The organism is Streptomyces sp. 2P-4 (genome assembly GCF_030167965.1).
GTDB classification, from domain to species: Bacteria; Actinomycetota; Actinomycetes; order Streptomycetales; family Streptomycetaceae; genus Streptomyces; species Streptomyces globosus_A.
This window is the reverse complement of the sequence record NZ_CP095011.1, coordinates 3,702,671-3,715,969: the sequence shown is the minus strand read 5'-3', so window position 1 is coordinate 3,715,969 and position 13,299 is coordinate 3,702,671. Positions and strand designations below refer to the sequence as shown.

The window sequence follows — 13,299 nt, the reverse complement described above, 5'->3', positions numbered from 1 at the left end:
TATAGTGGAAGGCCCACCGAGAGGGGCCGCCATGGACCTGGCCCTGCTGCGCACCTTCGTGGCCGTGCACCGGGCGGGCTCGTTCACCCGGGCCGCCGCCCTGCTCGGGCTGTCGCAGCCCGCCGTCACCTCGCAGATACGGACGCTCGAACGCCAACTGGGGCGCCCCCTGTTCCACCGGCGCTCCCGCGGTGTCACCCCGACCGCCGTCGGTGACGAGCTCGCCCACAAGGCCGCGCCGCACCTCGACGCCCTGCTGCGGATCACCGAGGCCGAGCGGGAGGCGGCCGGCGCCCAGCGGACCCTGCACCTCGCCGGTCCGCCCGAGTTCCTCTCCCTGCGCGTCCTGCCCGCGCTCGCCCCGCTCGTCGGCCAGGGCCACGCCCTGCGCACGGCGCTGCGGACCGACGCCGCAGAAGCCCTCGACGGCCTCGCCTCCGGCCACCACGACCTCGTCACGACCACCGTCCGGCCGCGCGGCGGGCTCTTCACGGCCACCGCCCTCTGCGACGAGGAGCACCTCCTGGTCGCCGCCCCGTACTGGGCGGCGCTCGTCGACCCGGACCGGCTGCGCGAGGCCGGGCCGGCCACCCTCGACGGCATTCCGCTGGTCGAGGTGCACGAGAGCATGCCGCTGGCCACGCGGTACTGGGCGGCCGTGTTCGAGAGCCGGCCCGACACCCGGCCCGACGCCGCGACCGTCGTCGTCCCCGACCTGCGGGCCGTGCTGGAGTGCGTGCGGGCGGGCGCCGGACTCGCCGTACTTCCCCGTTACCTGTGCCGGGAGGCCCTCGACCGCGGGGAGGTCGTCGCCCTGCCCGAGCCTCCCGTCCCCCCGCTGCGCACCTGGTTCCTCGTCGTCCGCACCGGAAGCCTCGCACTCTCCCACCTGGCCCGCGCCCACGAGCTGCTGGTGGGTGCGGCGGCGCGCTGGTGAACCGGCGCATTCCGGCCGACAGCGCGTTTCAGAACCGGAGTCCCGGGCCACTCTTTCCCCATGACCGAACGTCCCGTGGTCAAACGCACCGCCCGCGCGATTCTGCTCGACGGTGACGACCTGATCCTCATCAAGCGCACCAAGCCCGGCGTCGACCCCTACTGGCTCACTCCCGGCGGCGGCGTCGAGCCCACCGACGCCACCGTCGTCGACGCCCTCCACCGGGAGGTCCACGAGGAGCTCGGAGCCAAGATCACCGATGTGGTGCCCTGCTTCGTCGACACCGTCGAGCACATCGCCGAGGGCGGGGTTACGGGGGTGAAGGTGCAGCACTTCTTCGTCTGCCGCCTGGCCTCGATGGACCCGGGCCAGCGGCACGGCCCCGAGGTCGACCAGCCCGAGGGCGAGTACGAGATCGTCCGCGTGCCGTTCAGCCGGGTCGGCATCGCCGCCGTCCACCTCGTCCCGCTGTCCCTGCGCCACTACCTCGACGGCAACATCGAGGGGGTCCGGGCCATGCACGCGCCCGATCTGGGCTGAGCCCACGCGAACCCGCCGGTTCGGGGGTCTCGGGCGTCAAACGGCCGCGCCCACCAGGTCGCCGACCGCGTCGTAGCGGATACGGTCCTGCGGGATCCCGATCCGCCGCAGTTCGTCCACCCCGCTGCGGATCATCGCCGGCGGCCCCGAGACGAACGCGTCGTACGAACTCCACGGGCCGTGCTCGCCCACGGCCTGGGGGAGCTGCCCGGCCAGCCCCTCGCCGACCACCGGGCGCACCGACAGCCAGGGGTGCGAGCGCTGGAGCCCCAGCAGGGTGTCCTTGTCGTAGAGGTCCCCGTCGCTGCGCGCCCCGAAGAAGACCTCCACCGGCCGGCGCTCGCCGTGCTCCGCCACGTCCTCGATCAGGGCCTTGATCGGGGCGATCCCCGTGCCGCCGCCCAGGCAGAGCATGCCGTTGTCGGTGCTGTGGTCGACCACCATGGACCCGGCGGGGGGACCGAGCCGGAGCACGTCGCCGGGCCGGGCGTGACGCACCAGGGCATTGGAGACCCAGCCCGCGGGGACGGCTTTCACGTGGAAGGAGAGCAGCCCGTCGGCACGCGGCGCGGAGGCGAAGGAGTAGTGGCGCCACACCCGGGGCCACCACGGGGTCTCCAGGCTCGTGTACTGGCCCGCCAGGAAGGGGTACGGCTGGTCGGGGCGGACCGTCAGCACCGCAATGTCCTGGGTGCGCAGCTCGTGGGAGACGACCTCCGCGTGCCACCAGGCCGGGGATGTCCGCTCGTCTTCGGCAGCCGCGTCGATCATCGTCTGGGAGATGGCGGTGTACGCGCGCACCCAAGCCGCCTCCGCCTCGGCTCCCCAGGTGGCCGTCGCATAGCGGGCCAGCGCGCCGATCAGCGCCTCGCCGACCACCGGATAGTGGCCGGGCTGCGTGCCGTACTTCCGGTGGCCCGTGCCGAGGCGCCGCAGGTAGGAGGTGAGCACACCGGGGTCGTCGATGTGCTCGGCGGCGGTGAGCAGCGCCTTGAGGAGCCGGTCGCGCTGGGTGTCCATCGCGACCGGGAACATGTCCCGCAGTTCCGGGTGCCGGGTGAAGACCAGTGCGTAGAAGTAGGACGTCACCCGGTCGGCGACGGGGGCGATCTCCTGCAGCGTCCGGCGGATGAGCACCGCGTCCGGGGACGGTTCGGTCCGACCGCTCCCGGGCGATATCCGGGTCGCGGGTCTGGCCGGTCTGGTGGGCGGAGCGTCCATGCGGTGCCTCGCTTCGAGCGTCTCGGTCGACAAGCACGCCACGGCCTTCTATCCGTGGTTCCGGGTCCCACAGCCTGCCAGTCGATCGAAAACACCCGCGGGGGATTGGGGAAAGTCCGCGTTCCCGGCGCTCTTTCCTCCTAAGATGCTGCGACTCCCGGGCGTGCCGCGGCAACGAGCTGGTAGGCCTCCCGGAGGTCCCGGCCCTCGTACACGTGCGTCGCCCGTTCGGCCAGGAACGGGCGCGCGTTGACCGCCACCGACACCGGCACGGCCCCGAAGAGCACCTCGTCCGTCGCCGAGTCCCCGTATGCCACGCAGTCGGCCCGGGACAGCCCGAAGCGCTCGCACAGCCGGTCCGCCACCGAAACCTTGTCCTTGGGCGTCAGGATGCCCGCGACGTCCATCGGGCCGACGAACGGCACCTGCGGGAAGAGCGAGCCGTGGGCGGCGTGCGCGCCCCACTCCAGCAGCAGTTCCACGAAGAACGACGGCGACAGCGAAACCACGGCGCAGAACTCGCCGCGCTCCCTGATCTCCGACCACACCTCACGGATGCCCGACAGCCAGGGGGAGCCGTCGAAGGCTGCGCGGACATGCGCCGTCGTCAGCTCCGCCCACAACGCGTGCACCGCGAGGGAGAACTGCGGCGGGTCCAGCTTGCGAGCACTGAAGGCCCGCTCCAGCGCCGCGATCTCCGCCCCCAGGCCGAGTTGCCGGGAGATCTCGACCGGAGCGGCCGATCCGTACATCAGGGTGCCGTCGAGATCGAACAGGTGCAGGCGCGTCATGGCAGGGAGGCTAACGGCTGGTTTCACGTGAAACGGCGGGTTCCGCCGGAAACCCCGGCGTGGTTTCACGTGAAACACCGCCAGGTTTCACGTGAAACATCAGCCGGTTCACCGGCGAACTTCGGCCGAATTCCCCTGGACGCCCCTCCCGCGATGATCCAGTCTGGCCGGGTGACACCACCACACCTCACCGACCTGCCGATCCGGGCGCTGACCGTGGACGACCTCCGCCGCTGCGCCGACCTGTCCCAAGACCGCGGGTGGCCGCGCGAGGACCACAAGTGGGGGCTCCTCCTCGCCGCAGGCTCCGGTTACGGCATCGACGCTCCCGATGGAGCCGGGCTCGCCGCGGCCTGCGTCGTCACCTCCTACGGACCCGCCCCCGATGAGCCCGAACTGGCGGCGATCGGAATGGTCCTGGTGGCCGACCGGTACGCCCGCCGCGGCCTCGGCCGCCGACTGATGACACATGTGTGCGACGACGTTCTGAAGGGGGTGCCGCTCACCCTCCATGCCACACCCCACGGCCAGCCCCTGTACGAGGAGCTCGGATTCGCCGCGACGGGGCGGGCCGAGATGCTGAGGGGCTCCTTCCGGCCCGGTCCGGCAGGGCCGGATCCGGCCGCGGCAGTGGTGCGCCCGGCCACCGGCGAGGACATCCCGCGGATCGTGCGCCTGGACACCGAGGTCTTCGGAACCGACCGCACTCACATGGTCACGCGGCTTCCGGCGTTCGCGGACCGCCTGCTCGTCGCCGAGGACGGAGCGGGCCGGCTCATCGGCTACGCGGCCATGTGGCCCAACATGGAGACACATGTGATCGGCCCGCTGATCGCACGGGACACCGAGGGCGCGAAGGCCCTGACGACCGCGCTCGCCGCCCTGACCGACCGGCCCCTGCGCACGGATGTCGATGTGCGCCACGAGGAGTTCACCGCCTGGCTCAGGGAGCGCGGCCTGGAGACCGTCGCCTTCAACGCGGTCATGACCCGCGCCCTGCCCTCCCTTCCCGGAGACTGGACCCGCCGCTGGGCCCCGCTGACCGTGGCCGCCGGCTGAGAAAGGAAGGCACCGTGTCCGACCTGTCCGAGGCCGTCATCCGCCCGGCATCCGAAGAGGACCTTCCGGCCATCGTCGCCATGCTGGCCGACGATCCCCTGGGCGCCGCACGCGAGTCACCGGACGACCTCACCCCCTACCGGGCGGCCTACCGGCAGCTCGCCGCGGACCCGAACCAGCACGTGATGGTCGCGGTCCGCGACGGCCGCGTGGTGGGCACCCTCCAGCTGACCTTCATTCCGGGCCTGTCCCGCCAGGGCGCCATGCGCTCGGTCATCGAGGGCGTCCGCGTCCACGCCGATGAACGGGGCAGCGGTCTCGGCACCCGGTTCATCGAGTGGGCGGTCGAGCGGTCCCGGGAGGAGGGCTGCCGGCTGGTGCAGCTCACGTCGGACGCGACGCGAAAGGACGCCCACCGCTTCTACGAGCGGCTCGGCTTCACCGCCTCGCACGTCGGCTTCAAACTCGCCCTCTGACCGTCGGCGAGGTCAGCCGATGCCGCGCCAGCCCTGCGGGTCCACTCCGCCCGGAACGGGCGCCTCGGGGTCGTAGGGCTGCCGGGTGAACACGAAGGAGCCGAGGTCGAGGTGGCTCACCGTGCCGTCGGGCCCGCGCACGGCCCGCAGGGTCTCGCCCGCGTAGTAGCCGGACAGGCCCACCCAGGTGCCGTCGGGCTGGGGGCGGAACCGGGCGGCACGGCCCTGCACCGCCACCGGGCCGAGCTCCAGGTGGCCGTCGGAGCGCAGCCGGACCGCGTGCGCGGCCGTCCCCCAGTACCAGGGCCCGCACAGCTCCAGGGCCACCGGATCTTCCTCCGCGAAGGGCTTCCACGGGGCGGGGATCCGCGGCTCCGCCTCGGCCACGAGGTGCAGCAGCTCCGCCGCGACCGTCGCAGCGGGCAGCCCGGACGTGCAGTTGGCCAGCACGACCGCCGACAGGTCGTCCGCCGCGCTCAGCCACAGGCCGGCGACGAAGCCGGGCAGCGAGCCGCTGTGCCCGGCGATCCGCCGGGCACCGCTCTGCACGAGCTGCAGGCCCAGCCCGTACCCCTGGTCGGCGAGCCCCGGCTCCGGAGGCGACGCCGCGACGGCCATCTCCGCGACTGTCGCCGCGCCGAGGACGCGGTCGTCACCGTGGATCAGGAACTGCCCGAACCGTGCGAGGTCCCGGGTAGTGGACCACAGCTGGCCGGCAGGGGCCATCAGTCCCAGGTCCTCCGCGGGTTCGGGAAGCATCACGTCGGCCCACGGGTGAACGGCCCAGCCGCCCGCATACGGCGCCTGGGCCTGCACCGTGGTGCGGTCCAGGCCCAGGGGCTCCAGCACCTCCGCGCGGAGCGCCTCCTCCCACGGCCTGCCCCGCAGCGCCTCGACGAGCGAACCGAGCAGCGTGTAACCCGGGTTGGAGTAGTGGTGGCGCCTGCCCGGCTCGAACCGGAAGGGATCCTCGCCGAGTACGTCTGCGAGTTCCGGTCGGAGCGCCGCGGAGGAGCGCTCCCACCACTCGCCGGGAGTCTCGGCGGCCAGCCCGCCCGTGTGGGACAGCAGTTGGGCGACCGTCACCTCGCCGGCACCGGTGCCGGGCAGGTGCTTCTCGACCGGATCGGCGAGCGACAGCAGCCCCTCGTCACGCAGCCGCATCACGAGCACCGCGGTGAACGTCTTGGTGATGGAGCCGATCCGGTACTGCACGTTCCCGTCGGGCCCGTGGCCTTCCGCCGAGGTGCGCGCGCCCTCCCAGACGACGGCGCCGCCGCGGGCGACCGCAGCGACCAGCGAGGGCGCCCGCCCCTCGCTCTGGGCGGCGGCGATCCGGTGGAGCAGCGCGCGCCGGGTCGCGGGAAGCAGGTGCAGTTCGTCAGGCAGGGCGTCCATGCCCCGGATGCTACGTGTTGGCCATGTCCACGAACCGCGAATAATGACCCTGGAAGGCCACCGTGATCGTCGCGGTCGGGCCGTTTCGGTGCTTGGCCACGATCAGGTCCGCCTCACCGGCCCGCGGTGACTCCTTCTCGTACGCGTCCTCGCGGTGCAGCAGGATGACCATGTCGGCGTCCTGCTCGATGGAGCCGGACTCGCGCAGGTCGGAGACCATCGGCTTCTTGTCGGTGCGCTGCTCGGGGCCGCGGTTCAGCTGGGAGAGCGCGATCACGGGCACCTCCAGCTCCTTGGCGAGGAGCTTGAGGTTGCGGGACATGTCCGAGACCTCCTGCTGGCGGCTCTCGGGCCGGCGGGAGCCGCCCGACTGCATCAGCTGGAGGTAGTCGATGACCACCAGGGCGAGGTCATTGCGCTGTTTGAGGCGGCGGCACTTCGCCCGGATCTCCATCATCGACAGGTTCGGGGAGTCGTCGATGTAGAGCGGGGCGGCCGAGACATCGGGCATGCGGCGGGCCAGGCGGGTCCAGTCGTCGTCGGTCATGGTGCCCGAGCGCATGTGGTGCAGGGCCACGCGGGCCTCCGCCGAGAGCAGGCGCATCGCGATCTCGTTGCGCCCCATCTCGAGCGAGAAGATCACACTGGGCAGGTTGCTCTTGATGGAGCAGGCGCGCGCGAAGTCCAGGGCGAGGGTCGACTTGCCCATGGCGGGACGGGCCGCGATGACGATCATCTGGCCGGGGTGGAGGCCGTTGGTGAGGGAGTCGAGGTCGGTGAAGCCCGTCGGGACGCCGGACATCTGGCCGCTGCGCGAACCAATGGCCTCGATCTCGTCGAGCGCGCCCTCCATGATGTCGCCGAGCGGCAGGTAGTCCTCGGAGGTCCGCTGCTCGGTGACGGCGTAGATCTCGGCCTGGGCGCTGTTGACGATCTCGTCGACGTCGCCGTCGGCGGCGTACCCCATCTGCGTGATCTTCGTACCGGCCGCCACCAGGCGGCGCAGGACGGCGCGCTCGTGGACGATCTCCGCGTAGTACGAGGCGTTCGCGGCCGTCGGGACCGACTGGACCAGCGTGTGGAGGTAGGAGACGCCGCCGACCTTGCCGATCTCGCCGCGCCGGGTGAGCTCCGCGCCGACCGTGATCGGGTCGGCGGGCTCGCCCTTGGCATACAGGTCGAGGATGGCCTGGTAGATCGTCTCGTGGGAGGGCCGGTAGAAGTCGTGCCCCTTGATGATCTCGACGACGTCCGCGATGGCGTCCTTGGAGAGGAGCATGCCGCCGAGCACGGACTGCTCGGCGTCGAGGTCCTGCGGCGGAACGCGCTCGAAGCCGCCGCCGTCCCAGGCGCCGCCCTCGCGGCCGGACTCGCGCTGCTCGTCCCCGCGGCCGCGGCCGTCCCCGCCGCGGCGCGAGCGGGTGGGGAGACGGTCACCCGGACCGCTGTCGGCCCAGGGGTCGTCCGTGGGCTCGGGGATACTCACCGGGCCGCCTCCTCCCGTCCGCAGCGCGGACCTCGCCGTGCCAGTCTTCTACGGCACGGCTCTGACATTCGGGACACCCGGATCCGCTCCCGGCGGGTCGGGCAACGCACAACGGTAGGCCCGGAGGCGGCATCAGCCAATCTTGTTATCCACAGGCTGTGTGGATGAGATGTGGATGACCGACCCAATGCTGTGGGTAACTCGGCCGAAGCTGTGCACGGACCGGGGGACAGCGCTGTGGACAAAATCACCCACCACCCCTGACCACCGCCCTGACCTGCACGTTCTCCGGCAACAGCCCACGTCGGAGAAAAATCTCGGCACCTTCCCCCAGATCGCCTCGGACGAGGTGCCGCGCACACCCGGACCCCTCGTCATGTAAGGAGCTTAATGGCCTTGCGTCTATTACCTGTGGAAGATTAGATTGAGTCCCATGACACAAGCCCTCGAACCGCGGAAGGCGGCACCGCGACGGCACGACCGGGAAATCCTCGCCCTCGCCGTCCCGGCCTTCGGCGCACTCGTCGCCGAGCCCCTGTTCGTGCTGGCCGACAGCGCCATCGTGGGCCACCTCGGCACTCCGCAGCTGGCCGGCCTCGGCATCGCCGCCGCCCTCCTCACCACCGCGGTGAGCGTGTTCGTGTTCCTCGCCTACGCCACCACCGCGGCGGTCTCCCGGCGCGTCGGCGCGGGCGACCTCCAGGCCGCCATCCGCCAGGGCATGGACGGCATCTGGCTCGCCCTGCTGCTCGGTGCGGCCGTGGCCGCCGCTGTCCTGCCCACCGCACCCTGGCTGGTCTCGCTGCTGGGCGCTTCCGACACCGTCGCCCCGCACGCCACGACCTACCTGCGGATCTCCGCGCTCGGCATCCCCGCGATGCTGGTGGTCCTCGCAGCCACCGGAGTCATCCGCGGCCTCCAGGACACCCGGACCCCGCTCTATGTCGCCGTCGGCGGCTTCGCCCTCAACGCCGGCCTGAACGCCGCCCTCGTCTACGGGGCCGGCCTCGGCATCGCGGGTTCCGCGTGGGGCACGGTCCTCGCCCAGTTCGCCATGGCCGGCGCCTACCTCGCCGTGGTGGTCCGCGGCGCCCGCCGGCACGGCGCCTCCCTGCGCCCCGACGCGGCCGGGATCCGGGCCTGTGCCCAGGCCGGCGCGCCGCTGCTGGTGCGGACGCTCTCCCTGCGTGCCGTCCTGATGATCGCCACCTTCGTGGCCGCGCGTCTCGGCGACGCCGATGTCGCCGCCCACCAGATCCTGCTCTCCCTGTGGAGCCTGCTCGCCTTCGCCCTCGACGCCATCGCCATCGCGGGCCAGGCCATCATCGGCAGGTATCTGGGCGCCGGGGACACCGACGGGGCCAAGGCCGTGTGCCGCCGCATGGTGCAGTGGGGCATCGCCTCGGGCACCGTCCTCGGCCTCCTGCTGGCTGCTGCCCGCCCGCTGATCGTGCCCCTCTTCACCACCGACCCCGCAGTGGAGGATGCGCTGCTGCCGGCCCTGCTCGTCGTGGCCGCCTCGCAGCCGGTCGCCGGGATCGTCTTCGTCCTCGACGGCGTCCTCATGGGCGCCGGCGACGGCCGCTACCTGGCCTGGGCCATGCTGGCCACCCTGGCGGTGTTCGCCCCGGCCGCCCTGCTCGTACCGGTCCTGGGCGGCGGCCTCACGGCCCTGTGGTGGGCGATGACGCTGATGATGCTCGTCCGCATGGCGACCCTCCAGCTGCGGACCCGCTCCGGACGCTGGGCCGTCGCCGGCGCGACCCGCTGACAGCCGGCGCATGTTTCACGTGAAACACGGCGAAGGGCCGCACCCGAGAGGGTGCGGCCCTTCGTACGCGGCACTCAGGCGGCGACGACCTCGACGCCCACGTTCGCGGCGACCTCGGCGTGCAGACGCACGGAGACCTGGTACGAACCGAGGGTCTTGATCGGGGCAGCCAGCTCGACGCGGCGCTTGTCGACCTTCGGACCACCGGAAGCCTCGATCGCCGTGGCGATGTCGGCCGGGGTCACGGAGCCGAAGAGACGGCCGGCGTCACCCGAACGGGTGGCCAGACGGACCTTCGTGCCCTCGAGCTTGGCCTTGACCTCGTTGGCCTGCTCGATGGTCGCGATCTCGTGGATCTTGCGGGCGCGGCGGATCTGCGCCACGTCCTTCTCGCCGCCCTTGGTCCAGCGGATCGCGAAACCGCGCGGGACCAGGTAGTTGCGAGCGTAGCCGTCCTTGACGTCGACGACGTCGCCGGCGGCACCGAGGCCCGAGACCTCCTGGGTCAGGATGATCTTCATGTGTCGGTCACCCTTTCCTTATCGCGCGGTGGACGTGTAGGGCAGCAGCGCCATCTCACGGCTGTTCTTCACGGCCGTGGCGACGTCACGCTGGTGCTGCGTGCAGTTGCCGGTAACGCGGCGGGCACGGATCTTGCCGCGGTCGGAAATGAACTTCCGCAGCATGTTCGTGTCCTTGTAGTCCACGTACGCGGTCTTGTCCTTGCAGAACGCGCAGACCTTCTTCTTCGGCTTGCGCACAGGCGGCTTCGCCATGGTGTCTCTCCTGTGTGATCAAGAAGTGGGGATGCGAGCTTCCCTAGAAGGGGGGCTCGTCCGAGTAGCCGCCGCCGGAGCTTCCGCCCCAGCCACCGCCGCCGCCCTGCTGCTGCTGGCCGCCGGCCGGCGCGCTGGACGCCCACGGGTCGTCGGAAGGAGCTCCGCCGCCCTGCGGGCCGCCGGAGCTTCCGCCCCAACCTGCGCCGCCGCCCTGCTGCTGGCCGCCGCCGTACCCACCCTGGCCGCCGCGACCGGTGGTCTTGGTGACCTTGGCCGTGGCGTTCTTCAGGCTGGGGCCGACTTCCTCGACGTCCAGCTCGAAGACCGTGCGCTTGACACCCTCACGGTCCTCGTACGACCGCTGCTTCAGCCGGCCCTGCACGACGACGCGCATGCCACGCTGAAGGGACTCGGCGACGTTCTCAGCCGCCTGCCGCCACACCGAGCAGGTCAGGAACAGGCTCTCGCCGTCCTTCCACTCGTTCGTCTGGCGGTCGAAGGTGCGGGGGGTGGACGCGACACGGAACTTCGCGACCGCCGCACCCGAGGGGGTGAAGCGCAGCTCGGGGTCGTCGACGAGATTGCCGACGACCGTGATGACGGTCTCGCCTGCCATGGATGAACCTCTCGGCGGGGATTGCTGCTGGCTGCTGTGCTACTCGAACCCGATTACCGCTGAACCGGGGTTCAGTGGGTCTCGGGGCGGAGGACCTTGGTCCGGAGAACCGACTCGTTCAGGTTCATCTGGCGGTCGAGCTCCTTGACGACCGCAGGCTCGGCCTGCAGGTCGATGACCGAGTAGATGCCCTCGGGCTTCTTCTTGATCTCGTAGGCGAGACGGCGACGGCCCCAGGTGTCGACCTTCTCGACCTTTCCGTTGCCCTCACGGACGACGGAGAGGAAGTTCTCGATCAGCGGGGCGACAGCGCGCTCCTCGAGATCCGGGTCGAGGATGACCATCACTTCGTAGTGACGCATGTGGAACCCACCTCCTTTGGACTCAGCGGCCACGGTCGTTCCGTGGCAGGAGGGTCGTGATGCGTACCGCACGGCGCCTGAGAGCAGACACCGCGCAGACCGTACAGACTACCCCGCCGACTCCTTCCGGTTGAAATCCGGCAGCGGAGCCCCACAATCTGTAGGCAACGGGTGCGCTCGGTGCTATGCCCCGGCCGGGCCGCGGCCAGCCCGCAGCACCCTCCGCCCCAGCCAGGAGGTGCTTTTCCGATGGCACAGGCAGTACGCACCCAGTCCTCCATCTCGCTGCTCGCAACCGACGGCAAGCCGCACCCCGTCCAGGACGCCCTGATGGCGGCCACCCTCGTCCTCGGCTTCGTGTCGTTCATCACGGCCTTCTTCCACGACCTGCACCTGCTCACCTCGTGGACCGGCCTCCTCGGAATCCTGACCGGCGGCTACGGGCAGTTCATCTCCGAGACGACACGCGAGCGCTTCGCGCTGATCATCGGCCTTGGCGCGTCGGGCCTCGGCTTCTTCCTCGGCATGGCCCACGGCGGGCTCTTCGGAGGCTGGCTGGGCTGACCGGGGCACCTCCGCGGCAGGGCGCCCGCCGCTGACCGGGGGCGGGACCGACCCGTCCCCCAGAAGGGCGGCGCCCTTGTCGCAGTAGGCTTCGCGCCATAGCCAGCGAAGCCGCCGGAGGAGACGCCCCGAATGAGCCTGTCCCTGAGGACCATCAGCCGAGAGCAGCATCTGGGATACCTCCAGAGCCTGCCCTCGGCTAGCCACTGCCAGGTCCCGGCGTGGGCCGACGTCAAGAACGAGTGGCGGTCCGAGAACCTCGGATGGTTCAACCAGAACGACGAACTCGTCGGTGCCGCACTCGTGTTGTACCGCCAGCTGCCCAAGGTGAAGCGGTACCTCGCCTACCTGCCCGAGGGCCCCGTCATCAACTGGTTCGCCCCGAACCTGGAGGAGTGGCTCCAGCCGATGCTGGCCCACCTCAAGCGGCAGGGCGCCTTCACCGTGAAGATGGGCCCGCCCGTCGTCATCCGGCGGTGGAACTCCGCCGCCATCAAGGCCGGCATCCAGGACCCCGAGGTCAAGCGGCTGCGCGACGTCGAGGCCTCGCACATCGAGCCGCGCGCCTTCGAGGTGTCCGACAAGCTGCGCCGCATGGGCTGGCAGCAGGGCGAGGACGGCGGCGCCGGCTTCGGCGACGTCCAGCCGCGCTACGTCTTCCAGGTGCCGCTCGCGAACCGCTCGCTGGACGACGTCCTCAAGGGCTTCAACCAGCTGTGGCGCCGCAACATCAAGAAGGCCGAGAAGGCCGGCGTCGAGGTGGTCCAGGGCGGCTACGAGGACCTGGAGACCTGGCAGCACCTGTACGAGGTCACGGCCGTGCGCGACAAGTTCCGCCCGCGCCCGCTCAGCTACTTCCAGCGCCAGTGGACGGCCCTCAACTCCGAGGACCCGAACCGCATGCGGCTCTACCTCGCCAAGCACGAGGGCGAGGCCCTGGCCGCCGCCACGATGATCACCGTCGGCCAGCACGTCTGGTACTCGTACGGCGCCTCCGCCAACCACAAGCGCGAGGTGCGCCCGTCGAACGCGATGCAGTGGCGCATGCTGCGCGACGCGTACGCCCTGGGCGCGAGCGTCTACGACCTGCGCGGCATCAGCGACACGCTGGACGAGAACGACCACCTGTTCGGCCTCATCCAGTTCAAGGTCGGCACGGGCGGCGAGGCCGTCGAGTACGTCGGAGAGTGGGACTTCCCGCTCAACAAGGTGCTGCACAAGGCGCTCGACATCTACATGTCGCGCCGCTGACGCCCCGCACCCCCACACCACCGCACCGCTGCATCAGCAGCCATTTCC

At 71.1% G+C, this 13,299-nt stretch carries 15 protein-coding genes; 7 read left to right on the top strand and 8 right to left on the bottom strand.

Features of this window, described 5'->3' with window-relative positions:
- The first annotated feature begins 31 nt into the window (after positions 1-31).
- Complete coding sequence (locus MUK52_RS16305) at positions 32-937, top strand: LysR family transcriptional regulator (protein ID WP_114058318.1); 906 nt, start codon at positions 32-34, stop codon at positions 935-937.
- A 60-nt stretch (positions 938-997) separates the two neighbouring features.
- On the top strand, positions 998-1,477 hold the full coding sequence (locus tag MUK52_RS16300; RefSeq protein WP_114058319.1) for an NUDIX domain-containing protein: 480 nt from the start codon (positions 998-1,000) through the stop codon (positions 1,475-1,477).
- A 36-nt stretch (positions 1,478-1,513) separates the two neighbouring features.
- Here MUK52_RS16300 and MUK52_RS16295 read toward each other — a convergent pair whose 3' ends face one another.
- Both MUK52_RS16295 and MUK52_RS16290 read right to left on the bottom strand, forming a co-directional pair.
- The gene (locus tag MUK52_RS16295; protein WP_284577434.1) at positions 1,514-2,614 is read right to left on the bottom strand and encodes a globin domain-containing protein; all 1,101 of its coding nucleotides are present in this window, start codon (positions 2,612-2,614) and stop codon (positions 1,514-1,516) included.
- A 224-nt stretch (positions 2,615-2,838) separates the two neighbouring features.
- Complete coding sequence (locus MUK52_RS16290; RefSeq protein WP_114058320.1) at positions 2,839-3,489, bottom strand: HAD family hydrolase; 651 nt, start codon at positions 3,487-3,489, stop codon at positions 2,839-2,841.
- Positions 3,490-3,660: 171 nt separating this feature from the next.
- On the opposite strand from MUK52_RS16290, the gene MUK52_RS16285 reads away from it, so the two are divergent.
- Both MUK52_RS16285 and MUK52_RS16280 read left to right on the top strand, forming a co-directional pair.
- Complete coding sequence (locus MUK52_RS16285; protein WP_284577431.1) at positions 3,661-4,548, top strand: GNAT family N-acetyltransferase; 888 nt, start codon at positions 3,661-3,663, stop codon at positions 4,546-4,548.
- A 23-nt stretch (positions 4,549-4,571) separates the two neighbouring features.
- Positions 4,572-5,024 (top strand): GNAT family N-acetyltransferase, encoded by a 453-nt coding sequence (locus tag MUK52_RS16280; RefSeq protein WP_114059028.1) that lies wholly within the window; start codon positions 4,572-4,574, stop codon positions 5,022-5,024.
- 12 nt (positions 5,025-5,036) lie between these two features.
- Here the strand turns inward: MUK52_RS16280 and MUK52_RS16275 are convergent, their stop codons facing one another.
- Together MUK52_RS16275 and dnaB are read right to left on the bottom strand one after the other, a co-directional pair.
- Entirely contained in the window at positions 5,037-6,422 is a 1,386-nt protein-coding gene (locus tag MUK52_RS16275; protein ID WP_284577429.1) for a serine hydrolase domain-containing protein, read from the bottom strand.
- Between the two features lie 10 nt (positions 6,423-6,432).
- Positions 6,433-7,908: a replicative DNA helicase gene (dnaB, locus tag MUK52_RS16270; RefSeq protein ID WP_114058323.1), complete on the bottom strand. Its 1,476-nt coding sequence runs from the start codon at positions 7,906-7,908 to the stop codon at positions 6,433-6,435.
- Between the two features lie 433 nt (positions 7,909-8,341).
- On the opposite strand from dnaB, the gene MUK52_RS16265 reads away from it, so the two are divergent.
- A complete protein-coding gene (locus tag MUK52_RS16265; RefSeq protein WP_284577428.1) occupies positions 8,342-9,679 on the top strand; it encodes an MATE family efflux transporter in 1,338 nt (445 codons plus the stop codon).
- A gap of 74 nt (positions 9,680-9,753) precedes the next feature.
- Here MUK52_RS16265 and rplI read toward each other — a convergent pair whose 3' ends face one another.
- The 4 genes from rplI to rpsF form a co-directional block, all read right to left on the bottom strand.
- Complete coding sequence (gene rplI / locus MUK52_RS16260) at positions 9,754-10,200, bottom strand: 50S ribosomal protein L9 (protein WP_114058325.1); 447 nt, start codon at positions 10,198-10,200, stop codon at positions 9,754-9,756.
- 18 nt (positions 10,201-10,218) lie between these two features.
- On the bottom strand, positions 10,219-10,455 hold the full coding sequence (rpsR, locus tag MUK52_RS16255; RefSeq protein ID WP_005315025.1) for a 30S ribosomal protein S18: 237 nt from the start codon (positions 10,453-10,455) through the stop codon (positions 10,219-10,221).
- Positions 10,456-10,498: 43 nt separating this feature from the next.
- Positions 10,499-11,074 carry a single-stranded DNA-binding protein gene (locus tag MUK52_RS16250; RefSeq protein ID WP_284577384.1) on the bottom strand — a complete coding sequence of 192 codons (576 nt, stop codon included), beginning with the start codon at positions 11,072-11,074 and terminating at the stop codon, positions 10,499-10,501.
- A gap of 71 nt (positions 11,075-11,145) precedes the next feature.
- On the bottom strand, positions 11,146-11,436 hold the full coding sequence (rpsF, locus tag MUK52_RS16245) for a 30S ribosomal protein S6 (protein ID WP_003956532.1): 291 nt from the start codon (positions 11,434-11,436) through the stop codon (positions 11,146-11,148).
- A 249-nt stretch (positions 11,437-11,685) separates the two neighbouring features.
- Here rpsF and MUK52_RS16240 point away from each other — a divergent pair, with 249 nt between their 5' ends.
- Together MUK52_RS16240 and MUK52_RS16235 are read left to right on the top strand one after the other, a co-directional pair.
- The gene (locus MUK52_RS16240; RefSeq protein ID WP_114058327.1) at positions 11,686-12,000 is read left to right on the top strand and encodes a hypothetical protein; all 315 of its coding nucleotides are present in this window, start codon (positions 11,686-11,688) and stop codon (positions 11,998-12,000) included.
- Between the two features lie 132 nt (positions 12,001-12,132).
- Entirely contained in the window at positions 12,133-13,251 is a 1,119-nt protein-coding gene (locus tag MUK52_RS16235) for a lipid II:glycine glycyltransferase FemX (protein ID WP_114058328.1), read from the top strand.
- Positions 13,252-13,299 lie beyond the last annotated feature (48 nt).

Coding starts and splice junctions, on each gene's coding strand:
- MUK52_RS16235 (WP_114058328.1), top strand. CDS start 12,133: ATGAGCCTGTCCCTGAGGACCATCAGCCGAGAGCAGCATCTGGGATAC.
- MUK52_RS16265 (WP_284577428.1), top strand. CDS start 8,342: ATGACACAAGCCCTCGAACCGCGGAAGGCGGCACCGCGACGGCACGAC.
- MUK52_RS16305 (WP_114058318.1), top strand. CDS start 32: ATGGACCTGGCCCTGCTGCGCACCTTCGTGGCCGTGCACCGGGCGGGC.
- rplI (WP_114058325.1), bottom strand. CDS start 10,200: ATGAAGATCATCCTGACCCAGGAGGTCTCGGGCCTCGGTGCCGCCGGC.
- rpsR (WP_005315025.1), bottom strand. CDS start 10,455: ATGGCGAAGCCGCCTGTGCGCAAGCCGAAGAAGAAGGTCTGCGCGTTC.
- rpsF (WP_003956532.1), bottom strand. CDS start 11,436: ATGCGTCACTACGAAGTGATGGTCATCCTCGACCCGGATCTCGAGGAG.
- MUK52_RS16240 (WP_114058327.1), top strand. CDS start 11,686: ATGGCACAGGCAGTACGCACCCAGTCCTCCATCTCGCTGCTCGCAACC.
- MUK52_RS16300 (WP_114058319.1), top strand. CDS start 998: ATGACCGAACGTCCCGTGGTCAAACGCACCGCCCGCGCGATTCTGCTC.
- MUK52_RS16250 (WP_284577384.1), bottom strand. CDS start 11,074: ATGGCAGGCGAGACCGTCATCACGGTCGTCGGCAATCTCGTCGACGAC.
- MUK52_RS16275 (WP_284577429.1), bottom strand. CDS start 6,422: ATGGACGCCCTGCCTGACGAACTGCACCTGCTTCCCGCGACCCGGCGC.
- MUK52_RS16290 (WP_114058320.1), bottom strand. CDS start 3,489: ATGACGCGCCTGCACCTGTTCGATCTCGACGGCACCCTGATGTACGGA.